This is a genomic window from Buchnera aphidicola (Aphis helianthi) (assembly GCF_005083845.1).
Taxonomy (GTDB): Bacteria; Pseudomonadota; Gammaproteobacteria; order Enterobacterales; family Enterobacteriaceae; genus Buchnera; species Buchnera aphidicola_AW.
This window is the reverse complement of sequence record NZ_CP034894.1, coordinates 475,622-500,880: the sequence shown is the minus strand read 5'-3', so window position 1 is coordinate 500,880 and position 25,259 is coordinate 475,622. Positions and strand designations below refer to the sequence as shown.

Annotated in this window: 20 protein-coding genes and 1 tRNA gene; 3 read left to right on the top strand and 18 right to left on the bottom strand. The window is 22.2% G+C overall.

Features of this window, described 5'->3' with window-relative positions; genetic code table 11:
• Positions 1-9: 9 nt before the first annotated feature.
• Positions 10-1,080 (bottom strand): murein transglycosylase A, encoded by a 1,071-nt coding sequence (mltA, locus tag D9V62_RS02330; RefSeq protein ID WP_158340196.1) that lies wholly within the window; start codon positions 1,078-1,080, stop codon positions 10-12.
• Positions 1,081-1,239: 159 nt separating this feature from the next.
• On the opposite strand from mltA, the gene D9V62_RS02325 reads away from it, so the two are divergent.
• A tRNA-Met gene (locus D9V62_RS02325) sits at positions 1,240-1,316 on the top strand.
• A 167-nt stretch (positions 1,317-1,483) separates the two neighbouring features.
• On the top strand, positions 1,484-2,812 hold the full coding sequence (gene argA, locus D9V62_RS02320) for an amino-acid N-acetyltransferase (protein ID WP_158340195.1): 1,329 nt from the start codon (positions 1,484-1,486) through the stop codon (positions 2,810-2,812).
• Here argA and recD read toward each other — a convergent pair whose 3' ends face one another.
• The 8 genes from recD to D9V62_RS02285 all read right to left on the bottom strand — a co-directional run bounded on the left by recD (position 2,813) and on the right by D9V62_RS02285 (position 15,391).
• Positions 2,813-4,630 (bottom strand): exodeoxyribonuclease V subunit alpha, encoded by a 1,818-nt coding sequence (recD, locus tag D9V62_RS02315; protein WP_158340194.1) that lies wholly within the window; start codon positions 4,628-4,630, stop codon positions 2,813-2,815. It lies immediately after the preceding gene.
• A 14-nt stretch (positions 4,631-4,644) separates the two neighbouring features.
• The gene (gene recB, locus D9V62_RS02310) at positions 4,645-8,133 is read right to left on the bottom strand and encodes an exodeoxyribonuclease V subunit beta (protein ID WP_158340193.1); all 3,489 of its coding nucleotides are present in this window, start codon (positions 8,131-8,133) and stop codon (positions 4,645-4,647) included.
• Positions 8,108-10,711, bottom strand: coding sequence for an exodeoxyribonuclease V subunit gamma (locus tag D9V62_RS02305; RefSeq protein ID WP_410051783.1), 2,604 nt, complete (start codon positions 10,709-10,711; stop codon positions 8,108-8,110). The genes recB and D9V62_RS02305 overlap by 26 nt, the downstream gene beginning before the upstream one ends.
• A gap of 38 nt (positions 10,712-10,749) precedes the next feature.
• Positions 10,750-11,337, bottom strand: a complete 588-nt coding sequence (locus D9V62_RS03195; protein WP_261979498.1) for an exodeoxyribonuclease V subunit gamma — start codon at positions 11,335-11,337, stop codon at positions 10,750-10,752.
• 44 nt (positions 11,338-11,381) lie between these two features.
• Positions 11,382-12,227, bottom strand: a complete 846-nt coding sequence (gene mscS, locus D9V62_RS02300) for a small-conductance mechanosensitive channel MscS (RefSeq protein WP_158340192.1) — start codon at positions 12,225-12,227, stop codon at positions 11,382-11,384.
• A gap of 130 nt (positions 12,228-12,357) precedes the next feature.
• On the bottom strand, positions 12,358-13,440 hold the full coding sequence (gene fbaA, locus D9V62_RS02295; RefSeq protein ID WP_158340191.1) for a class II fructose-bisphosphate aldolase: 1,083 nt from the start codon (positions 13,438-13,440) through the stop codon (positions 12,358-12,360).
• Positions 13,441-13,470: 30 nt separating this feature from the next.
• On the bottom strand, positions 13,471-14,658 hold the full coding sequence (locus tag D9V62_RS02290; protein WP_158340190.1) for a phosphoglycerate kinase: 1,188 nt from the start codon (positions 14,656-14,658) through the stop codon (positions 13,471-13,473).
• Positions 14,659-14,803: 145 nt separating this feature from the next.
• Positions 14,804-15,391 carry a YhgN family NAAT transporter gene (locus D9V62_RS02285; RefSeq protein WP_158340189.1) on the bottom strand — a complete coding sequence of 196 codons (588 nt, stop codon included), beginning with the start codon at positions 15,389-15,391 and terminating at the stop codon, positions 14,804-14,806.
• A gap of 324 nt (positions 15,392-15,715) precedes the next feature.
• On the opposite strand from D9V62_RS02285, the gene asd reads away from it, so the two are divergent.
• Positions 15,716-16,828 (top strand): aspartate-semialdehyde dehydrogenase, encoded by a 1,113-nt coding sequence (gene asd, locus D9V62_RS02280; protein WP_187312789.1) that lies wholly within the window; start codon positions 15,716-15,718, stop codon positions 16,826-16,828.
• A 109-nt stretch (positions 16,829-16,937) separates the two neighbouring features.
• On the opposite strand, the gene tusA is transcribed toward asd, so the two are convergent.
• From tusA to thyA, 9 genes are all read right to left on the bottom strand, one after another.
• Complete coding sequence (tusA, locus tag D9V62_RS02275) at positions 16,938-17,174, bottom strand: sulfurtransferase TusA (protein WP_158340187.1); 237 nt, start codon at positions 17,172-17,174, stop codon at positions 16,938-16,940.
• A 47-nt stretch (positions 17,175-17,221) separates the two neighbouring features.
• Positions 17,222-17,854, bottom strand: a complete 633-nt coding sequence (nadD, locus tag D9V62_RS02270) for a nicotinate-nucleotide adenylyltransferase (protein WP_158340186.1) — start codon at positions 17,852-17,854, stop codon at positions 17,222-17,224.
• A 20-nt stretch (positions 17,855-17,874) separates the two neighbouring features.
• A complete protein-coding gene (holA, locus tag D9V62_RS02265) occupies positions 17,875-18,879 on the bottom strand; it encodes a DNA polymerase III subunit delta (RefSeq protein WP_158340185.1) in 1,005 nt (334 codons plus the stop codon).
• A gap of 28 nt (positions 18,880-18,907) precedes the next feature.
• Positions 18,908-21,499 (bottom strand): leucine--tRNA ligase, encoded by a 2,592-nt coding sequence (gene leuS / locus D9V62_RS02260; protein WP_158340184.1) that lies wholly within the window; start codon positions 21,497-21,499, stop codon positions 18,908-18,910.
• A 141-nt stretch (positions 21,500-21,640) separates the two neighbouring features.
• A complete protein-coding gene (corC, locus tag D9V62_RS02255; protein ID WP_158340183.1) occupies positions 21,641-22,504 on the bottom strand; it encodes a CNNM family magnesium/cobalt transport protein CorC in 864 nt (287 codons plus the stop codon).
• A gap of 71 nt (positions 22,505-22,575) precedes the next feature.
• Positions 22,576-22,902 (bottom strand): rRNA maturation RNase YbeY, encoded by a 327-nt coding sequence (gene ybeY / locus D9V62_RS02250; RefSeq protein ID WP_261979520.1) that lies wholly within the window; start codon positions 22,900-22,902, stop codon positions 22,576-22,578.
• An 11-nt stretch (positions 22,903-22,913) separates the two neighbouring features.
• Positions 22,914-23,060, bottom strand: coding sequence for a hypothetical protein (locus D9V62_RS03160; RefSeq protein WP_187312788.1), 147 nt, complete (start codon positions 23,058-23,060; stop codon positions 22,914-22,916).
• Positions 23,061-23,068: 8 nt separating this feature from the next.
• The gene (miaB, locus tag D9V62_RS02245) at positions 23,069-24,388 is read right to left on the bottom strand and encodes a tRNA (N6-isopentenyl adenosine(37)-C2)-methylthiotransferase MiaB (protein WP_158340181.1); all 1,320 of its coding nucleotides are present in this window, start codon (positions 24,386-24,388) and stop codon (positions 23,069-23,071) included.
• Positions 24,389-24,464: 76 nt separating this feature from the next.
• The gene (gene thyA / locus D9V62_RS02240; RefSeq protein ID WP_158340180.1) at positions 24,465-25,259 is read right to left on the bottom strand and encodes a thymidylate synthase; all 795 of its coding nucleotides are present in this window, start codon (positions 25,257-25,259) and stop codon (positions 24,465-24,467) included.

Sequence of the window (25,259 nt, the reverse complement as noted above, 5' to 3'; positions counted from 1 at the left end):
TTTCGATGCTCAGTTATTTTTTAAATTTGTTTTTAATATCCAAGCATACCCGTAGTGATTGTAAAACCCTGCTTGTATACCTGCTTTTTCTCCAATTCCTTGATAAATATCAAAATGTTGCCCTTTAATCATACCTCCTACATCTAATGCGCATAATAGTCGCATTTCATATTTATGAACAAAAATACCGTTTTCATCAAGTATAGGTATTTGTACTAATAATATACTTCCATTTTTTATTATAGATTTATCTACGGCAATTGCTGATTTTGCTACCAATGGTATAGAACTGGATCCAAATACTTCTTTTTTTGAAGTTTCCTTGAAAAATACAAAAGATTTATTTTCTTCAAGTAATTTTTGAACTTCTAAATTTGTATGTTTATTACACCAATTTTTAATACTTTGTATAGATATATTATTTTTTTTAATTTCTCTTCGATTTATTAATACTTGAGCTATACTTGTATACGGCCAATTATTTTTTTTTGAATAGCTAAAAAAAGTCAATGAATTTTTTTTTCCATAATCTATAAATCCACTTCCTTGAACTTCCATAATAAAATTGTCTAGTAAAGAATTACTATAAGCTAAAATATATTCTTTTTTTAAAACACCATTATATATATCTTTTCTTTGTGGTAAAATTTGGTGTTTTTTAAAAATAGATGGTATTCTATATATTGGGTATATAAAATTATCTTTTTTTATTTTTCTAGCTTGCACTATAGGTGTATAATACCCAGTAATTTTAACATTCCCATAATTATCAACTCCTTTCATTTGAAATGTTTTAATTCCAAATTTGTTTAATGTACTAAAATCCGATTTTTTTAACCATTTTTTAATATTATTATAAAGATATAAATTTTTTGAATATAAATTTGGAGAAAATTTTTTAATTTTTTCTAATTGTATAAGAAAATCTTTTTCATTAATTATTTTAGTTTTAATATGTATTTGATTGACTTCAGTAAAATTTTTAATTAGTTTTTTTTTATATTGTTGACCTTGATTAAAATTATAATTATTACATGAAATTATACATATAAGTATTATATTTAGTATTATTTTCTTCATATTTTTATTATTTTAAATTTTTAAAATATTAAAATTACATATTAATATTGTTAAGTATTTATTAAATTTATATAAATTAGTATATTTAAAAAAAATTAAAAATGTATTTAAAAAAAGGTTGCATTTTGTTTATTAAAGATGTATTCTTTTACTAATTAAAGCGGGGTGGAGCAGTCTGGTAGCTCGTCGGGCTCATAACCCGAAGGTCGTTGGTTCAAATCCGGCCCCCGCAACCAAAACACATCCTATCTTTTAAAAAACTTCCAAATTTTATAATATTCATATCATTTTATAATGATAAGATTTCTAATTTTTAAAATTTTAATTATAGATTATCTCAATTTAAATATTAGTTTAGATAAAAATAATATATAGGTTCAAGTTAAAAAGCAAGAGGATTATTATGAAAGAGCGTACTACTGAATTAGTTCAGGGTTTTCGACATAGTGTTCCTTATATTAATGCACATCGTGGGAAAACATTTGTAATTATGTTAAGTGGTGAAGCAATTAAATATGGAAATTTTTTTGGTATTATTAATGATATTGGTTTATTACATAGCTTGGGTATTCGATTAGTAGTAGTATATGGAGCTTGTCCTCAAATTAATTCTAATTTAAATGAGAAAAAAATTAAAATAACATATCATAAATATATACGTGTAACTAATTTACTATGTTTAGAACAAGTAAAACAAGCAGCCGGGAGATTACAGCTTGATATTACTGCAAGACTTTCAATGAGTTTAAGTAATACTCCTTTGCAAGGAGCAAATATTAATGTTGTAAGTGGCAATTTTATTATTGCACAACCATTAGGCGTAGATGAAGGTATAGATTATGTTCATTCTGGTAAAATCAGAAGAATTGATAAAAGAGCCATTGATTGTCAATTAAAAAATGGTGCTATAGTTTTAATCGGTCCTGTTGCTGTTTCTGTTACAGGAGAAAGTTTTAATTTAATTTCTGAAGAGATTGCTACTCAAGTTAGTATTAAATTAAAAGCAGAAAAAATGATAGGTTTTTGTAGTAATCAAGGAGTTCTTGACGATCAAGGAACAACTATTTCTGAATTATTACCTAATGATATAAATAATAAGATCATAAAATTAGAAAATAATGGAGATTATATTTCTTCAACAGTACGTTTTTTAAAAGGATCTATAAAAGCTTGTAAAAATGGCGTAAATCGTAGTCATTTAATTAGTTACCATAAAAACGGAGCTTTATTACAAGAATTGTTTTCTCGAGAGGGTATTGGAACACAGATGGTCATGGAATCTGCGGAAAAAATTAGACAAGCTAATATTAATGATATTGGAGGAATTTTAGAATTAATTCGACCTTTAGAAAAAAAAGGCATTTTAGTACGTCGATCAAGGGAACAATTAGAAATGGAAGTAGACAAATTTACAATTATTGAACGTGATAATTTAACTATTGCATGTGCTGCATTATATCCCTTTTTTGAAGAAAGTTTAGGAGAAATGGCATGTGTTGCAGTGCATCCTGATTATCGTAATTCTTCTAGAGGTGACTGGTTACTAAAAACAATTAAATTGAATGCTAAAAAAATAAATTTAAAAAAAATATTTGTATTAACAACTCATAGTATTCATTGGTTTCAAGAAAGAGGTTTTATGATTGTTAATATTGATATGTTGCCTGAAAGTAAGAAAAAAATGTATAATTATCAACGTTGTTCTAAAATTTTAATGATAGATTTATTTTAATTAATTAAAATTTTTTGTTTTTGTATTTTTTGCTGTCATAATAAATATGTTTTTATTTGAAAAAATACTTAATTTTTTACGAGATCTTGTAATTGCTGTATATAAAATCTCTTTATTTAAAATTTCTAAGTTTTTATTTGGAAGTATTAATGTTGTATGATTAAATTCAGAACCTTGTGATTTATGAACAGTAATACACCAAGCTGTCTCATAATTTTCTAATAAATCAACAGGAATATATTTAATATTATTATTGTTTAAAAAATATACGTGTAATTTTTTTTTATTATTTAAGTAAGTAATTCCTATATCTCCGTTGGATAAATTAAAATATTTATTATTCTTAGTGATCATAATTGGTTTCCCTATATACCATTTTTTTTTATTTATATAAAAATATTTTTTAATAATATTTTTTTTATACATTGTTTGTTCTAAAATATTATTTATATTATTTATTCCAAATAGACCATCTCGAATAACACATAATACCTGATAACTATGAAATGTTTCTATAATTTTTTGTATATTTTCTTTTTTTTCTATATTATCCCAATATTCTTTATTATAAAAAATAATTTTATCTATCATTTGTTTATATTGGTTTTCACAATTAATCTCATAAAAAAAAACATTTTTTATTAAATTATTAAATAATTTACTAAAAATTTCTTTTTTATTTTGGTAAATTGCATTTGATAAAATATAAATTCCTGAATTTTTTTGAAATCTATAATTTTTTGTTAAAACACATATTTTATCGCCTATTAAATAAGTATTATTTTTATTTTCTTTATTATATATATTGGAACATTGTGTAATTTTATTTAAAATAGATTGAGTTTCATAACTATATCCATAATGTGAATAATTATAAATTTTTTTTAAAACAGAACCTGTTCCTATCGGAGATAATTGATTATGATCTCCAATAAAAATTATCTTAGTATTTTTTTGAATAGCAGATAAAATGTTATTCATCATTAAAATATCTATCATAGATACTTCGTCAATGATTAAAACATCTATATTTAAAGGGTTTTTTTTATGAAAAAAAATTTTTTCAGATACTTGCGATATTCCTAATAATTCATGTATAGTAACAGGTTTTAAAAGGAAATTTGTTTTTTCTTCTAACGATAGGTATAAATTAAATATTTGACTATTGTTTAATACTTCAATTAAACGTGATTTTGCTTTTCCTGTAGGTGCTGCTAATTGTATTTTAATATTTTTTTTTATATTTTTTATCAATATAATAATAATTTTAATTATTATAGTAGTTTTTCCAGTACCGGGTCCTCCTAAAATAAAAACTATTTGATTAATCATACTTAACACTACAGCTATTTTTTGATAATTATATTCTTCATTGGGAAATAATTCTTGTAATAATTTTTGAGTTTTAGTTAAATCAAAATTATTATTAATTTGTTGTTGATTTAAATATTGTAAGATATTTTTTTCAGATTTCCATATTTTATAAAGATAAATTTTTTTTTGAGAAAACACCAAAGGTGTTATAATATTTCCATTACTAAAAGCATGATGGTTTAATATTTCCAATGACCAATTTATTTTTTTTGTATTTAAAATAAACAATATTTTTTTAATAATGTTTTTATTTTGAATAGAAAAAAAATTGTTTTTTTTAAAATAATCAAGAGATAAACAAATATAACCATTGTTGCTTTCGAAGCTTATACATGCTGCTATCAGCATAATAATATTATTTGTTTGAGATATAAATTGTGAGAAAGTAAAGTCGATTATACGTATAATTTTTATTTTTACTAGATTTTTTAATAATGTTTTCATGTAAATAATATTATTTAATTTTTTATTAAAAATAAATTAATTAATTTTTTAATTAATAAGTAATCTGGAATTGTATAGAAAATACTGTTATTTTCATTTATTTTATTTATCCCTCTTAGAAACATATAAAAAACTCCACCAAAGTTGTTTTTATATTTATATTTTTTAAGTTTTTTAGTTAAATATTGATGTAATGCAACTGTATATATTTGATATTGTAAATCATATCGATTTTTAATTATTTCTTTTTTTATATTTTTTAGAGAATATAAATTTTGATTATCTCCTAAATAATTAGACTTATAATCTATTATATAATATCTTTCATTCCAAATAAAAACTAAATCAATTGATCCTGTTAAAATTCCAGTAATTGGATTAAACGAGATTTTAGAAGTAAGAGATGAAATTGGATCTAAAGATTGAATAATATGATTAAAATCTATACTATTTAATGTTTTCTGTATAGGTAAAAAAAACTTCATTTCTTTTATATATTGATTTTGTTTTAACATAGATAAATTAACATTTATGTTCTTTAATTTTACATTAATAATATTATTTACCCAAGACATTAATATTGGAGCCCATTTTTCTGAAAATTCATATTGTTTTAAGACTTTATAAAAAAAGTTAATATTTAATTTTTCTATAAAATTAATTTTATTTAATATATAGTGCATGAGAATACCTGTTTTTTCTCCTCTTGGAAAATTTTCAAATATTATTTGTTTTTTGTAAATACTTTTATAATCCAAAATATTATTTATATTATAATTGTCTTGCGATTTATTAAGAGAAACATGTTCTTTTTTTAATTTTGTAAAACTTGTTATTTGAAAACAATTTTGTATTTTTTTTATTATATATTGAGGTGGAGATAGTAAGTATACGTCTTGTTTAGTATAAGGAAGTTTAATATTCATTGTATCATATTTTACTTTAATATATGATTTAGCATTTAATAAACTTAATTCATTTAATAAATTATTATAATTCATATAACATCCACGTTGTATAATATATCCTAAAGCACTTTTATGATTATTATTTGTTTTTTGGTGTTTTTTATTAATAATATCTCCCATACCTATGCTACAATGGAAAATTGATCTTGTGATAGCAACATATAAAAAACGTAAATCTTCTGCCAATCTTTCTTCATCTGCTATTTTTTCAGTTTCTTTATTTTGATTTAGATCTAAAAACATTTTAAATGTTTTTTTATCATGATATAAATATACATTTGATTTTTTATAAGTTGCAGCAAATGGAATCCAAACTATAGGATATTCTAATCCCTTAGACTTATGTATGGTAATAATTTTAATTGCGTTAGATTGTTTAAAATATCGAATATGCTCATCTTCTAATATATTTTGTTTTTCTAATATTTTGTTTTCAAACCATCTTATTAAAGATGAATCTTGATATAAATATTCCGATTGTTTTTCTAATAATTCTGCTATGTGTAAAAAATTTATATTTTTTTGATAATATTGAGTTTTATTTAAATCATTAGAATATTTTTGATAGTCTAGTACTATAGTTTTAATAGTATAAAAAATTCCTACATTTTTCCATATTTCACGATATTCATACAATTTTTTTATTATAAAATATGATTGTTTTATCTTATTTTGTTTTTTACCTTGTAATAAAATATTATAAAAGATGTGTGTAAAAATAGATTGTTTTAATAGTTTTATATTAGTTGGTTGTAAAATAGTTTGCAGTATTATAAGTAGTTCAAAAGCATCTGTAGTTTTAAATATATTTTGATTAGAAGAGGAATAAATAGATTGAATATTAACTTTTTCTAATGAATTTTGAATAATATTTGCTTCATTTTTGTTTCTGACTAATATGACAATATCGTTTGTTTTTAAAATTCTTTCTTTATCTTTATTAATTAGTATTGCTTCACCTTTTTTCGCGCAAATTAACCAATAACAAATTTCGTTTGCACATTGTTTTGAAATCCATTCTTGATAGTCTTTAATATATATTTTTTCTTTTTTTTTGAAGAAAAAACTTATTGCAGTTTGAATTCTTCCTTTAATTTTGAATTGTATATTTTGATTATTGAATGAAGAAGAAATTTTTATAAATGGAATATCCTTAAAAAGAAATGGGTTTTTGTTACGTAAAAATAAGTAATTTATAGCCTTGCATATATTTTTTGAAGATCTCCAATTATTATTAAGATAATAATATTTTTTAATTTTAGATTTGGCATATAAATAAGAAAAAATATCTGCTCCTCTAAAACTATATATTGATTGTTTTGGATCTCCAATAAGAAACAATCCTGTTTGTTTATTATTTTTATTATATAAAATATTAAAAATTTGATATTGTTGAATATCAGTATCTTGAAATTCATCGATAAATACTATTGGATATTTTTCAATTATTAGTTTTCTTAATGTTTTTTCTTTTTTAATATATTTTAGCAGGGTATCTAACAAATCATTAAATCCTAATAAAAATTTTTTTTGTTTTTCTTTGTTTAAGAATTTAGTTATTTTTTTAATAGCTTGAAATAAAATAATATCTTTTAAAGAAAATTTTATTTTTAGTATTTTTTCAATATCTTGAAAAAAAATATGACATGGAATTTGATTACTTTTTATATTTTTTATTATTGTGTCTTTTAAAAAATATTTTAAAGTAATCGGTATCTGATAATCTTCAGTTTCAGATTCAGCCCATTTCGTAATATTTTTTTGCCATCTAGATATATTAAAGTCATTATATATTTTTTTATTAGGTTTTAATTCTTTAACTATATTTAATATAATCGGGTTATAATCTAACCATTTTTTTTTGAAAATATTTATTATGTTAATGTTTTCTTCATGACATGTTATAAGATTTTGATTTTTATTGAATTTTTTTTTAAAATATACTTTTCTAAAATTAAATATTGGTTTTAACTCAGATAAAAGAGATTCTGGATTTTTATAATCTTGCAAGATTATATTAATTATTTTTTTAGGTACTTCATAGAAATAAGATCTCCAAAAATCTTCAGTAGCTTGTAAATATAATAATTTTTCATCTTCAATGATTTTTTGATGAAAATTCAAAAAATTTAATTTTAAAATATTTTTACAAAATCCATGTATTGTATATATAGACATGTGATTTATATTTTTTTTTGCTTGTTCTAAAAGATGTATAGTTTCTTCTAAATTTTTTATTTTTTTAAAAAATGGTTTTAAAATAGAATTATTAGTATTTTTAGTAATGCAATATAAATATAATTGTTCAATATTTTTTTTAATTCTTTTATATATTTCTTCTTTTGCAAAATTAGTAAAAGTTACTACTAATATTTCTTGTATTAATAGTGGTTTATTATTTTTTTTGCTTCCTATTCCAAGCAATAAACGTAAATACATTAATACAATTGAAGTGGTTTTACCAGTTCCAGCAGAAGCTTCAATTAATTTTATACCATTACATGGTATGTTAAATATATTTAATTTTTTTTTCATTAATTTTTTTATACATTAATAATGGAGTTAGCCATTTTTTAGAAATATTACAAATTTTTTTTACATCTAATTTTGAAATAATTTTTTGTATATAAACATCTTCTTTTTCTCCTTTTATATAAGAATTTCCTATCCATTTATTACATAATATTTTATATGCTTCTTGTTTAATATTTTTGTTTTTATGAATACAATGATTTTTAATATCATAAACTTTATCAAGCCAAGCTGCACCTGATTTTATTAATAATAAAGGGTTTTTAATTCCGTCTATATATCCTTTAATATATGCTAATAAATAGTTGTATGCTACAATATGTGGTATAGAACGAAATGCAAATATTTGTTTTTTATTTCCTATAATTCGACTTTCTCCGATACCCCCTAAAATACAGTAAACTAAATGTTCTAACCACAACGATATTCGATCAGAATAGTTAATTGAACTTGTTTTCCATCGAAGTAAACCTGTATTTTGTATCTCTGTTAAAGTACCTTTAATATAATATTTTTCTATTTTAATACTAAAGTCTTTTGTTTTAGGAAGTATTCTATATTGATTGATTATATTTGCTATTTCTTTTATTTCTTTACATTTTTTTGTTAAAGCTATTTCTCCGAAACCTTTATATGGTATTGTTCCAGATAATTCTATTTGTTTTAATATATTTTTTATATCTTTTTTATTTATCATATTTTCTAATAAAAGGTTGCTTATTTTAAAGTTTTCTAATTGGTCAATGAAAAATGGTTCAGTTACAGATAGCTTTTTTTTTATTATAAATTTAGTGTTTAAGGTAAAATTAAAGAAATATCGTATTGGATGCTGCCAAAAAGCTATTAAATTTTTTAAATTAATTGAAAAATGATTTATTTTAATATTTTTCAAACTAATTATATTTTTAAAAAACATTTTATGAATATTTTTAACTTGATTTTTTTTTGTATGTTCTATTTTTTGTATATTTAATATATTATAAAGATGTTCTTTTTTATGTATTTTAAAAAGATGATGAGAAATTTTTTTTCTGTTGTTTTCTATTTTTAATTTTTCATCTCCTTTAAAACAAAAATATAATGTTATATAAGTTATTAGTTGTTCAATTAATTTACATGGATATATTTTAGATTCATTTTTTAATGAGTATCCAATATAACTCATGTAAAAATATTCTTTCGCAGATATAAAATTTTGTAAGAATAAGTAATATGTTGTATCGTCTACATTAATATCAGTAATAGATGGATATTTTTTTAAAAGATTAAAATTATCTATATCGTTGTTTTGTGGTAATTCTTTATAACCCAATCCTATAATATATATTATTTTAAATGGGATATAACATATTAGAGATGGATGACAAAAATTTATAGCTCCTACTTTGAATTTTTGATTACTTGTATAATTTGTAATATATAAAAAATTTTTTTGTAAGATATTAATAGATATTTTGTTTGGATATTCAGATAGTATGATTTCATCAATCATTTTTATCCAATTTTTATTAATAATTTTAAGCATTGTATCTAATTCTGTCTGTTCTTGAAAAAAATCGTTTATAAAACATTTAAACAACGAACGCCAATATTTAATTTTTTTTGATATTGACAGTTTTAAACGCCATTTATTTAATATATTAATTACATTTGATAATTTTCCTATTAATTCTGATTTAGAAAAATCAATAGAAGTACATGATAAAATATGATTCCAAATTTTATTTTTTTCATTTGTTGCATAACTCAATAATAATTTATCAATGCCATAAAACCAAGTATTTTGATTGATTTTTAAACAATATAAATCGTTTTTATGTTTTTCGTTTACACCCCATCTAATATTTGTAGATTCAACCCAACTATATAAAATATTTATTTCTTCTTCTGAAATATTAAAATTTTTTGCTATAGTTGGAATATTTAGTAATTCTAAAATCTCTTCATTATTAAATCGAATATTAGATAAATTTAATATTTTATTAAAAAGATATAATATTTTTTGTGAACTTTTATGAGTTTGATTAGAAATATAAAAAGAAATTTTTTCTTTTTTATTTTTTAATTTAAATACCGAATTAATACATGTTATGTAATTATTTAATGAAAACGAAGTAACAACAATATCATGAGGTGCTATATTTTCATTTTCATTAAGAATTTCTATTAATGTTTTGTATAGCACTTCAATTTCATGTTGTTTACTATAGCAAATATTTATAGAAATAGAATTATCTTTAGGGTTTAAAGTTTTTTTTGATGATTTTTTATTTTTTTTAAAATTTAAAATATTATTTTTAATATTATTTAATAAATTATTTGTATTATATTTGTCAAAATAACTATTTATTTTAATATTTTTTAATTTTTTTATAAAAAACAAATAAGTATAATCATATTTTCCCCATAATTCTTCTAATGTATTATTAAAATTATTTTTTAGTGTTAAATCAGATAATTTATTGTTTAAAGAATTAATGTTAGAAACAATTATATTGTTTTTATAAGTTGTTAAATACAAAAAATATACATCAGTATATATACTTATTTCATGGAATATTTCTATATATGATGGATTGATAGCAAGCGACCAAATAATAAAAATACGTTTTGGTAATTCTATTTTTTTTTTTTAATTATATTTTTAAAATCACAAAATAAACTTGAAAAATTTTTTTCAGATTGATTAAATTTTTTATTATCTTTTATAATTGCATTCCATAATTTCATTTGCCATAATTTTTCTGAATTAATTTTTAGTATTTTTTGTTCATTTATTTGCCATTCTTGAATCCATTTTGGTCTATATAAAATATATTGTTGAAATAAGGATTCCATTAAATATGAAAATTCAAATTTTTTTATTTTATTATCGTTTTTTCTAATATTTTTAAAAAAATTCTTATTTTCAATAATTTTTATTATTTTCCAAATATTAGTTGTTTTTTTTAAAATGTTTTTTACTTCATATTCAGGTATTATTTTTTTAAATATTTTCCAAATAAAAATATTTGGGTTGATTAATTTAAAATCTGATGAAATACCTGTATAATTAGCTGTGAATATATTTAAATATTGAAATAATACTTCATTATTATGAATAATAATTTCTTTTTCAAAAATATAAGGAAGTGGATTTTTTTGAATAGTTTTACATATTTTTAAAAATAGTCTATTTAATTGATTAAATTTATATAGATAAAACATAAAAACCTTTTTATTTTAAAAATATAAAATATTAGAATTAATATTTATTTTTTTTTATAAAGATGAACGTCGATTTGTGGATAAGGAATATTAATATTATTTTTATCTAATGCTTTTTTAAATTTAGCCATTAAATCCCAATATACTGTATTTAATTCATTTGTATTACTCCAACATCGCACAACAAAATTTAAAGAAGATGGCGCAAGTTCGCTTAAACCAATTATAATATCTCGATCTTTTATTACTCTATCTTCATCATCTATAACTTTTCGAAGTACTTTTGTAACTAAATCAATATCTGAATCATATGAAACACTAATAGAAAATTCATTTCTTCGAGCAGGTTCTCTTGAATAATTAACAATATTTCCAGAAATAATTTTATTGTTTGGAACAACAACAATTTTACCGTCTAAAGTACGTAAAGTTGTATAAAAAATATGAATATTTAATACTGTTCCTGCTACGCTTCCTAAATTTACGTATTCTCCTGCTTTTAAAGGTCTGAGTGTAACTAATAAAACACCTGCTGCAAAATTAGATAGAGAACCTTGTAATGCTAATCCAATAGCCATTCCGGCGGCTCCCAATATAGCAATGACAGAAGTAGTTTGAACTCCTATTCTGCCTAATGCAGCAATTAATGTAAAAGTAATGATAATATATCTCATTAATGCAGAAAGAAAACCTGCTATAGTAACATCAATATTTCTAGTAATTAATATTTGATTTACTCCATTAGATATAATTTTTGCTATAAACATTCCTGTGATTAAAATAACAACAGATGACGTTAAATTAATTATATATCCAAACAACAATTCTTGATTTCGTATTAACCAATTGCCTGCGTGATTAATGTCATTTACTACATTTAATTCATCCATTTTTATCTCTTTTTTATAAGTTGTGGAAAATAATTATATAATTAAAATGCTTAAATTATATAAAATTTAGTTTTATAAGTTTTCGGAGAATATTTTAATTTATTCCCCGTATTTAAATATAAAATATTTATTATTTTTTTAAAACGTTTAAGGCATTTAATTCTTGAAATGTTTTTTCTAATCTTATAGACATTGATTCTTGAGATTTTTTTATCCATGATCTTGGATCATAATATTTTTTGTTTGGTTGATCTTTCCCTTTTTTATTACCTAACTGATGTTGTAAAAAATCTTTATTTTCTTTATAAAAGTTTAATACACCTTTCCAAGCAGCCCATTGCATATCAGTGTCAATATTCATTTTAACTACACCATATTTAATAGATTCTTGAATTTCTTTTAAATTTGACCCTGATCCTCCATGAAATACTAAATTTAATGGTAGTTTTTTCAAGTTATGTTTAAGACTAATATATTTTTGTGATTCTTTTAAAATAATAGGTTTTAAATCAATATTTCCAGTTTTATATACTCCATGCATATTTCCAAATGCAGCAGCTATAGTAAAATTGTTACTAATTTTAATTAATTTTTCATATGCATAATTAACATCTTTCGGTTGTGTATAAAGTAATTCTTTATTCATTTTACTATTATCTATTCCGTCTTCTTCTCCACCTGTACATCCTAATTCAATTTCTAACATCATGTTAATTTTTTTTATTTTTTTTAAATATGAACTACAAGTTATAATATTTTCTTCTAATGATTCTTTAGATAAATCAATCATATGAGAGGTAAAAAGAGGTTTTTTATAAATTTTATAATGTTTTTCTCCTTCATTAATTAGACCATCAATCCATGGTAATATTTCTTTGTAACAATGATCAGTATGAAGTATTACTGGAATATTATAGTTTTTTGCAATCAAGTGCACATGTTTTGCTCCTGATATAGCACCTTTTATGGCTTGTTCATGATCTGTTTTAAATATTTTTTTATAACCGGCAATAAAAGACGCTCCTCCATAAGAAAATTGTATAATAACAGGAGATTTTAATCTAGAAGCTGTTTCTAATACAGTATTTATTGAATCAGTACCTATACAATTCACTGCTGGTATTGCAAATTGTTTTTTTTTAGCTAATTCAAATATTATTTGACATTCATCACCTGTGACAACACCAGGTTTAATAGAGTTTAAATTATTCAAATTATTTCCTACTATTTAAAATTGTTTAAATTAAACAATATTGTTTAATATTTGTTGAGAAAAATTTTTTTCTAACATTTCTATTGCCGGTAATTTTTTACCTTCAATAAATTCTAGAAATGCACCACCTCCTGTTGAAATATAAGATATTTTATTTTTAATATCAAACATATCAATAACAGATAAAGTATCACCACCTCCAGCTATTGAAAAACCTGAATTATTTGCTATTGTTTTTGCGATTTTTTCTGTTCCTTTTCTAAAATTTGGAAACTCAAATACTCCTACGGGTCCATTCCAGATAATTGTTTGTGCGTGTTCAAGGATATTAATAACTTTTTTAATAGTTTCATCACCAAAATCCATAATTTCTTCATTTTTTTTAATTTTTGATGGTGATTTAATTGTAGATGGTTCAGTATGAGAAAAATTTTTTCCTATACGAGAATCAATTGGTATTATAATATTATTATGTTTATCACGTAATTTTTTCGCTTTTAATATAAATTCTGATTCATGCAATGATTTTCCAATATCATAATCAATTGCCAGAAAAGTATTGGCAATACCGCCTCCTACTACCACATGATCTGAGATGTTAGCGAGCTTATTTAATACATTAAATTTAGTTGAGACTTTTGCTCCTCCTACTATAGATACCATAGGACGCTTTGGATTTTTTAATACTTTTTTTAACATAGTGATTTCAGATATTAAAAGAGGACCAGCACATGCAACATTTACAAAGCTGCCAATCCCATAGGTTGATGCTTGTTTTCTATGTGCGCTTCCAAAAGCGTCCATGACAAAAATATCACATAATTTAGCATATTTTTTAGATAAAATTGCATCATTTTTTAATTCTCCTGAATTAAAACGAACATTTTCTAAAACTAATATCTCTCCAGGATTAATAGCAATAATATTTGAATAATCGTTAGAAAAATATACTTTAGTATAATGTATTTTTTTTTTTAAATATTCAAATATAGGAAATAAAGAGTATTTTTTTTCATAACATTCATTTTTTGGTTGTCCTAAATGTGACATAATAATAACTTTTGCTTTGTTTCGCACTGCTAATTCAATCGTAGGAAGCGAAGCTAGTATTCTAGCATCAGATTGAATAATTCCATTTTTAATTGGAACATTTAAGTCACATCTTATTAATACTCTTTTTCCTGTTATATTTATTTCATTCATATTCCGTATTTTCATATACACACCTTATTATATTTATATTTTACAAATTTTTAAGTAATATTATTTATACCTGTTATCAGTTGTTTTTAATAACAGGTGATATAAAAACGTATAATAATTTAATTTTTAATAAAATTAATTTTTTAAAATACAAATTTATTTAATTTTGAAACCATGTTCTGATTCCATCAAGAAACATTTGAGTAGCAAGCATAATTAATATTAAACCCATTAATCGTTCTAAAGCATTTACACCTTTAGAACCAAATAATTTTAAAAAACAACCTGATAGTAACAATATTATAATAGTAAAGCACCAAGCTATTAATAAAGATCCTACTAAATATGACATATGGTTTGAATATTTATGAGATAATAACATTAATGTAGCTAATAAAGATGGCCCTGCAACCAATGGAATTGCTAATGGAACTAAAAAAGGTTCTTCGTTTGAAGATACGCCGTTATTGTCTTCGGAAGGAAAAATCATTTTGATAGCAATTAAAAATAGAATAATTCCACCAGATATAGATACTGTTTCGGTTTTTAAATTAAGAACACTTAGTATATTTTCTCCAATAAATAAAAATAATAGCATAACAATTAAAGCTATAATCATTTCTCTTATGACTACTATTCGTCTTCTTTTTGCATCTAAATTTTTTAGTATTGTCATAAAAATAGGAAGATTGCCTAAAGGATCCATTATCAAAATTAATAATATAGTTGTAGAGATTATTTCAGTCATTTTAATTTATTATGTCCTTGTAAAGATATAAATTTTTTTAACTATATACAATGTATATAAAAAATAATAGAAATTTTATATTACTAATATAATTTTTTTTAAAATTATTTTTTATATAAAAATATTGTTTTTAAGATAAATTTATAATTTTATAGTATATTAAAATTTTTAATAAAATTTAGTATTTTTATAAATAATTATTGTTTATGAAATTATATAATAATTATATTTATCTTTGGAGGTCGGAAAGTTTTTACTAAAGAATTTTTTTATTATACTGTAATTAAAATTATTTTTTATAAAAACTCCGTATATTTATTCATGATGAAATCAGTTGGATTCATTGGATGGCGTGGTATGGTAGGTTCAGTTTTATTAAATCGAATGAGAGAAGAAAATGATTTTTTAAAAATAACACCTCATTTTTTTTCGACTTCTCAATCTGGTCAATATGGTCCTACTATAAATAACATAGTATTTAAAAATCTTAAAGATGCTTATAATCTTAATTTATTAGAAGAAATGGATATTATTATTACCTGTCAAGGAGGATCTTATACTGATACTGTTTATTCTAAATTACGTAAAAATAATTGGCAAGGTTATTGGATAGATGCTGCTTCTACCCTAAGAATGAAAGATGATTCTATTATTGTGTTAGATCCTGTTAACTTAAAAGTTATTAAAAAAGCTTTAGACAATGGAATTAAAACTTTTGTCGGTAGTAATTGTACTGTTAGTTTGATGTTAATGGCTTTAGGAGGGTTATTTTCAAATAATTTAATAGAATGGATCTCTGTATCTACATATCAAGCAGCATCAGGTGCAGGCGCTAAATATGTAATTGAACTATTAAAACAAATGGGTTCCCTATATAATGTTGTATCTCAAGATTTATCAAATGAATTATCTTCGATTTTAGATATTGAAAAAAAGATTAGTCAAAAAATGAAAGATAATGACTTTCCATTAAAATATTTTTCTGTACCCTTAGCTGGAAGCTTAATACCATGGATAGATATTGATATGGGAAATGGTCAAAGTCGAGAAGAATGGAAAGGACAATTTGAAACTAATAAAATATTAGGTTCTAAAAGTAAAATAATAATAGATGGAACATGTGTTCGAATAAGTTCAATAAGATGTCACAGTCAATCATTTTTAATTAAATTGAATAAAAATATTTCATTAAAAAATATAGAAGAAATAATTGTCAGTCATAATAAGTGGGTTGATTTTATACCAAATAATATTCAAGAAACGATATGTAAATTAACTCCATCAGCAGTTACTGGTACATTAAAAATACCAGTAGGTAGGGTAAGGAAGCTAAGTATGGGTGATAAATATTTTTCAGCTTTTACTGTAGGAGATCAATTATTATGGGGAGCTGCAGAACCTTTAAGAAGAATGTTAAATTTATTAATTAATATTTGATTTTTATTTAATAAATATTATAAAACGTTAAATTAATATACACACTTTGTGTGTATATTAATATTATTTTTTTAATAACATACTAATTGAATAATTTTTAGAACTAATTTTAATATAGCCCTTTTTTTAAAAGATAACGATAGGGTTTCACATGAGTACAACATTCTATAAGTTGATGTTCCATAAAAGCACAAAAATGTGGAATTTCTCTTTTAGTAGATGGATCGTCTGATATAATTAATATAGTTTCATCTTGCTGTATTTTTCTAATTGTTTTTCGAATTATCATAATTGGTTCTGGACATCTAAGTCCAATTAAATTTAATTTAATATTTATTTTTTTCATGTTCTATAAATTTACTATGTTTAATTCTATTTAAAATAAATTAGATTTTAATATAATTTTTTTGATAAAATATATTTTTCAATCTCTGTAGGTAATAATTTACTTGAACTTTTACCTTGCATAAAATTTCTTCTAATTTCAGTAGAAGAAATTTGTATAATAGGTATAGATGAAAAAAAAATAAATCCAAATGGTTTCTGATATAGACAATTTTTATCTTTTATAGTATGCGAAATAATCCATTTTTCTAATTCATCATTGTATTTTTTTATAGTTATTCTTGGAAGAATTAATAAGTGCGCATATAATAATATTTTCTTCCAATTTTTCCAAAGATTTAAATTATTTAGGTTGTCTTCTCCTATAATAAAACATAATGGTTTTAAAAAGCCAATTTTAAATCTTATTGTTTTTAACGTATCTATAGTATAAAAAATTTTTTTTTTTGTTGTTTCTAATAAACTTATTTCAAACAAATTATTATCTTTAATAGCATATTCAATCATTTTTAATTTATGTTTGATATCTGTTTTAGTTTGAGATCGATGAGGAGGATTTTGATTAGGTAATAATATTATTTTTTTTATTGAAATTTCTTTTGCTAATTTTTCTGCAGAAAAAATATGTCCATAATGAATAGGATCAAAATTACCTCCGAATATTGCATATATTTCTTTCATTTTTTTAATGTTTTAGTATTTTATATTGGAGAAGATAGTAATAATGTCAATGTTTTTAATTCCATCCAAACATCATGATTATATTCTATTTTAATTTTAATATCTATTTGTAATAAAATTCTAATTACTTTAAGAACGTTATTAAAATTTATTGATTTAATAGCAAAGTTAAAAAATTTAATTCTATTTAAAAAAACATTATTTTTTTTTAAAAATATATTCATATTTATTTCTTTTTCACGTTTCATATTAATTAATATTAATAAATCTTTTTGTAATGATCGTATTAAAATAAGAACATTATACTTTTGCTTATAAAAAGTATCTAATATATAAAATGCTTGTTCTATTTTATTTTGAAAAATAGCATTTATCCAATCTAATGGAGTAAAAATAGCAAATTTATTAATAATATTTTTTATTTTTTGTGATGTAATATATTCATTTCTCCATATAAGTAGTATCATATTTAATATATGATGTACAAGTAAAGTATTTCCTTCATAATACTTGTATAATAATAAAAAAGCATTTTCTGTTATTTCTATTTTTTTTTCTTTAATTTCATGCTTTAACCAGTTTTTAAAAGTTAAACCATATGGTGTAAAACACCATATAATGTCAGTTTTTAACGTATTTTTTTGTGTTAATAAATAATTTTTAAAATTATTAGATAATTGATTAAATTTTACTATTGTTAATATATCTAAATTTTCAAAAGATAATAATTTATTTATATTTTGTATTAATAAAGAATTTAACTGTTTTAAAATTAAATTTATAATTAAAATTTTTTTTTTAAAAAACAAATTTTTTGAATTATAAAAATTGATAACTTTATTCCAATCTGTATTTTTTTCTATATTAATAACATGATTTTCTACAAAACCTTGTGTTTTAGCACAATTCAATATTATTTTTTTATTTTTATTTAAAAATATTAAATCTTCTCCTAAAAGGATATAAAATAAATTAAATTTTTTAATTATTTTTTTTTTTAATTTTTCTGTATATATAAATTTCATATTAATAAACACACAGTTGTTAGATTTTTTACAATATTACGAAGTTAATTATTTTTTTAGGAATATAAATTATTTTTTTTATATTTTTATTTTTTAATTTTTCTTTTAATAATAAACTGTTTTTAACATAAAAAAGAATTTTTTCTTTTGTTAGATTATTTGGAATTTCTATAGTGCATTTTTTTTTTCCATTAATTTGAACGACTAATATATTATTAGTTTTTAATAAAAATTTTTCTTGAAAAACAGGCCATTGTTCGTTATCTATCAAACAATTGTTAGTTAAATTTTCCCATAATGTGAAGCATAAATGTGGTGTAAATGGATAAAGCATTTTTATAATTGATATTAATACATCTTTCATAATACATTTATCTTCTTCATTTTCTAATTGAAATTTTTTTAGTGCATTTACTAATTCCATAATAGTAGAAATAGCAGTATTAAATGATTTTCTTCGACTAATATCATCAGAAACTTTGGCAATTGTTTTATGTAATAAATGATACATTTTTTTTTGTTTTATATTTAAAGAATTAAAATCTATATTTTTATATTCATGTTTCATTTGAATATAGTTAAATGATAATTTCCATAATTTTTTTAAAAATCGGTAGATCCCTCTCAACCCAGATTCACGCCACTCTAATGATGATTCTATAGGAGCTGCAAACATAATAAATAATCGAATTGTATCAGCTCCAAAATGATTGATTATTAATTCTGGTTCAATTCCGTTGTTTTTAGATTTAGACATTTTAATCATACCTGCATATATAACTTTTTTACCATTTTTATCATATGCGTTTATAATTTCTCCTTTAATATTTTTCTTGATATATACATTAGATTTGTTAATCCAATGATGTTGATTATTTTTACCAATTTGATAAAATGCTTCTGATAACACCATTCCTTGACATATTAAGTTTTTTGCTGGTTCATCGAATTCTACAAATTTAAAATCACGTAATAATTTATGATAAAATCTAAAATACATTAGATGCATAATAGCATGTTCTATACCTCCAATATATTGATCGATAGGCAACCAATATTTCGATGCTATCGGATCAATAATTCCTTCTTGAAAATTAGGACAAGTATATCTTGCATAATACCAAGAAGATTCCATGAATGTATCAAAGGTATCTATTTCACGGATAGCAGATTTATTATCAATTTTAATAGTAGACCAACTTGATAGATTGTTTAAAGAATTCTTTGACAAATCGAAATGATTTTTGATTTCTGGTAATAATACAGGCAAGTCTTTTTCTGGTATTGGAACAATTTGTCCATTGTCCATTGTTGCCATAGGAATTGGAGTTCCCCAATAACGTTGTCTAGATATACACCAATCTTTTAATTTATAAACAATTTTTGTTTTTATATTTTTATTTTCTGATAATTTTTTTTTTATCGCTTTAGTAGCATTATAATAATTAAGTTGATTAAACTCTCCAGAATTAATTAATATACCTTTGTTAGATAAAAATGTTTTTTTAACTAATTTTATATCTTCTACGTTTGATGGCTGAATAACATATTTAATTTTTAAATTGTTTTTTATAGCAAAATTCCAATCATTTTCATTATGTCCTGGAACTGACATAACTGCTCCAGTACCATACTCATGGTGCACGAAATTTGCTATCCAAATAGGTATATTTTTTCTTGTAATAGGATGAAGAACAAATATATTAGTATTGATTCCCTTAAATTTTATTTTTTCTATTTCTTCTTTAGAAAAGTTTTCATTATTTTGTTCATGAATAAATTTTTTTAATACTTCATTTTTTTTTGAAAGATATTTGGCAAATTGATGAGAAGAAGATATTGCAATATATGTAACACCCATTATGGTATCTATTCTAGTAGTAAATATTTTAATTTTTTTATTACTATTTTTGATATTAAAAAAAATTTCAAATCCTTTGGATCTTCCAATCCAATTTTTTTGCATACTTTTGACTTTTTCAGGCCAATTTTTTAATTTTTTTAAGTCATTATGTAAAGATTCTGCGTAATTTCTAATTTTTATAAACCATTGTGGTATTTTCTTAATTTTTACAGTACTTTGACATCTCCAACAACAACCATTTATAACTTGTTCGTTAGCTAAAACAGTTTTGTCATATGGACACCAATTTACAAAACTATTTTTTTTATAAACTAATTTTTTTTTATATAACTGAATAAAAAACCATTGTTCCCATTTATAATATTCTGGTTTACATGTAGTTATTTCTCGGCTCCAATCATAGCTAAAACCTAACGATTCGAGCTGTTTTTTCATGTATTTGATGTTTTTATATGTCCAAGATGATGGGATTGTATTATTTTTAATAGAAGCTTCTTCTGCAGGTAATCCAAAAGCATCCCAACCAATAGGTTGTAAAACATTTTTTCCCAACATTCTTTGATGTCTTGAGATTACATCACTAATAGTGTAATTTCTAACATGACCCATATGTAACTTTCCAGAAGGATATGGCAGCATTGGAAGACAGTAATATTTTTCTTTAGTATTATCTTCATTTACATGAAAAGTTTTATTATTTTTCCAATATTTTTGTACATATATTTCAATATTTTTTGGACAATATTCTTGTTCCATGATTTTTCTCTATAATAATTTTATATTTTTAAAATAAATAAAAATTTTTAACTATTTAATTATGTTAAAAAATAATTTTTTCAAATAATAATAAATATGTAAAAATATAGATTTGAATGTAAAATATATTTTATTTTTATATTATTTTAGAAGTTTTTTCTCTGGAAGAGTGACATGTATTTGTATAATTTTTCTGCTATCTGCTAAAGATATTTTAAAATTATATCCATTAATATTAATGTCTTCTCCGCGACCTGGTAAATGTCCAAATGCTTTCATAACCAATCCACCAATTGTATCTACTTCTTCATTACTAAAATGAGTATTAAAAAAATCATTAAATTCTTTTATTTCTGTAAGAGCTCTAATAGAAAATATATGTTCTTGTAATTTACGAATATTTACCTGTTCTGCTTCATCGTATTCATCCTCAATTTCTCCAACTATTAACTCAAGGATATCTTCTATAGTCACCAATCCAGAGACAGCTCCAAACTCATCTATTACTATTGCCATATGTGTTCGTTTTAATCGAAAATCTTTTAGCATTCTATCTACATATTTACTTTCAGGTACAACGAAAGCCGGTCTTAATATATTTTTTATATGAAAATTTTTGTTTTTATTTTTCATAAATAGTAATAAATCTTTAGCAATTAAAAATCCTTCTACATAGTTTTTATCGCTATTCATTACTGGAAAACGTGAATGTGCAGATTCTAAAATCACATCGAGACACTTATTTAAATCGTAATTTAATTTTAATGTTATCATTTGTGTTCTAGGTATCATTATTTCTTTAATTTTTTTCTTTGCAATATGTATTACACCTTCTAACATATCACATGTATCTTGATCAATGAGTTCATTTTGTTCTGAATCTCGAATTAATTCGAGTAATTCTTCTCTATTTTTAGGTTCTTCATGAAAAATATGATTCAGTAGAATAGAAAAGAAACCTTTTTTATTAATTTTTTCTAAATTTTTTGAATCTTTTTCACTCATAATATTTAGTTGTCTATTTTTAAAATATATTTTACTATTCTATGTTATAAAATCTTAGGTTAAAATAATTTTTATAAATAATTGCTAATTGTTTGAAAATATGGTTCTCTATAATTTAGAGATAGCATAATTTTATTTTCTATATTTTCCATAATATTTTGTTCTTTATAATTTTTATGATCATATCCTAATAAATGTAGTGTTCCATGTATAATCATATGTGCCCAACGAGATTCTAATGTTTTATTATATTTTATAGATTCTTTTTCTATAATTGGTTTACATACAACTAAATCCCCTAGTAATTTTATATTTTTTTGTATATAAAAATTTAATTGAAAAGATAAAATATTTGTTGGATAATTTTTTCCTCTATATTTTAAATTTAAATTTTTTATTTCTATTTCATCTACGATTCTAATTGTAATAACTTTAATATTTTTTTTTTATATAAAATTTTTCTAATCCATTTTTTAAACATTATTTTTTTTGGTATTTTTTCTTTGTTATTAGAATTTATTTGTATATTTAAAATAAAATTATCTTTTTTTTTCATATAGTTTTTTATAATAATATGCCTTGTAAATTATGAGTATGTACTTCATTTATTTGAACTTGAGCAAATTGACCAATTATTTCTAATGGTCCGTAAAAATTTACAATTCTATTGTTTTCTGTTTTTCCATATATCTGCATGGAATTGTTTTTTGATATACCTTCGACTAATACAGATTGCGTACTTCCTAACATTCTTCTACTCCAAGACATCGTTTGTTTGTTAATACAATCTTGTAATATGTATAAACGTTCTTTTTTTTCTTTAAGATTAATTTCATCTTTCATTTCTGAAGCAGGTGTTCCTGGTCTACTTGAATATATAAAACTATAACTCATATCAAAATTAATTTTTTTTATAAAATTTATAGTTTGTTTAAAGTCTTCTTTAGATTCCCCTGGAAAACCTACAATAAAATCTGAGCTAATTTGAATATTTGGACGCGCTTTCAATAATTTTTCAATAATTTTTTCATATTTTTCTATAGTATATGACCTTTTCATAAGTTGTAATATTTTATTAGATCCACTTTGTACAGGAAGATGTAAAAAACTAACTAATTTAGGAGTATCTTTATATACTTCAATAATATCATCAGTAAACTCAAGTGGATTACTTGTAGTAAAACGAATTCGATCAATACCATCTATTTCTGATATTAATCTTAATAATTCAGAAAAAAAACAGGTTTTTCCATTAAATGTTACGCCTTGATATGCATTTACATTCTGTCCTAATAAATTAATTTCTCTTATGCCTTTTTCAGCTAAACTTGCTACTTCAAATAAAATATCATCAGATGGTCGGCTAATTTCTTTACCTCTTGTATATGGTACTACACAAAATGAACAATATTTATTACATCCTTCCATAATTGAAACAAGTGCTGTATACCCTTTTGTTTTAATTGGTAAAGAATAATTAAATTTATCTAATTGTGGAAAACTAATATCTATCATAAATTTTTTATTTTTTTCTACTTCGCTAATCATTTTAGGTAATTTATGCAAACTTTGAGTACCAAATATAATATCTACATGTTTAGCTCTTTTAATAATTTCTTTACCTTCTTGAGTTGCTACACAACCTCCAACAGCGATAATAATAGTAGGATTTTTACTTTTTAACGTTTTCCATCTACCCAATTGATGAAAAAGTTTTTCCTGAGCTTTTTCTCTTATTGAACAAGTATTTAAAACCAAAATATCTGCTTGTTCAGTTTTTTGAGTAATTAAATATTGACCTGTTTTTTCTAAATATCTTGCTATCATAGAAGAATCATATTCATTCATTTGACAGCCCCAAGTTTTAATATATATATATTTCATTTTTTTAAATTAAATCAGTATTAGTTAGTATCTAAAATGTAGTTTATTTAATAAATCAATTAACTCTTGACAAATTTTATATAGATATCATACCTTGAATTGAAGGATACGGATCATAATTAATAATTTTAAAATCTTCAAAAACGTAATTGAATAACGAACTAGGTTTATTTAAAATTATTAATGTTGGTAATTTTTTAGGGCTTCGAAGAAGTTGTGTTTTTGCTAATTCAATATGATTGTTATATAAATGAATGTCGCCACCTGTCCATATAAATTCATTAACTTCAAAATTACATTGCTGTGCTATCATATGTATAAGAATCGCATAACTTGCGATATTAAATGGTAATCCTAGAAAAACATCACAAGAACGTTGATATAATTGGCAACTTAATTTGTTTTTAAATACATAAAATTGAAATAGTACATGGCAAGGAGGTAAACACATTTGATTTATTTCTCCAACGTTCCAACTAGATACTAATATTCTACGAGAATCTGGATCGTGTTTTAATTGATTTATCACATTTTTTATTTGATCAATTTGTTTACCATCTAATGAATTCCAACTTCTCCATTGTTTTCCATAAATAGGTCCAAGGTTGCCGAATTCATCAGCCCAGTTGTCCCAAATAGATATTTTATTCTGATTAAGATATTTAATATTAGTTTCTCCTCGAAGAAACCATAAAAGTTCATGAATAATAGCTGGTATATAACATTTTTTAGTAGTAACAAGAGGAAAACCTTGTCGTAAGTTAAATCTTATATGATGTCCAAAAATAGATAATGTTCCTGTTCCAGTTCGATCTTTTTTAGGCTGTCCATATTTAATTATTTTTTTTATTAATTGTAAGTATTCCTTCAT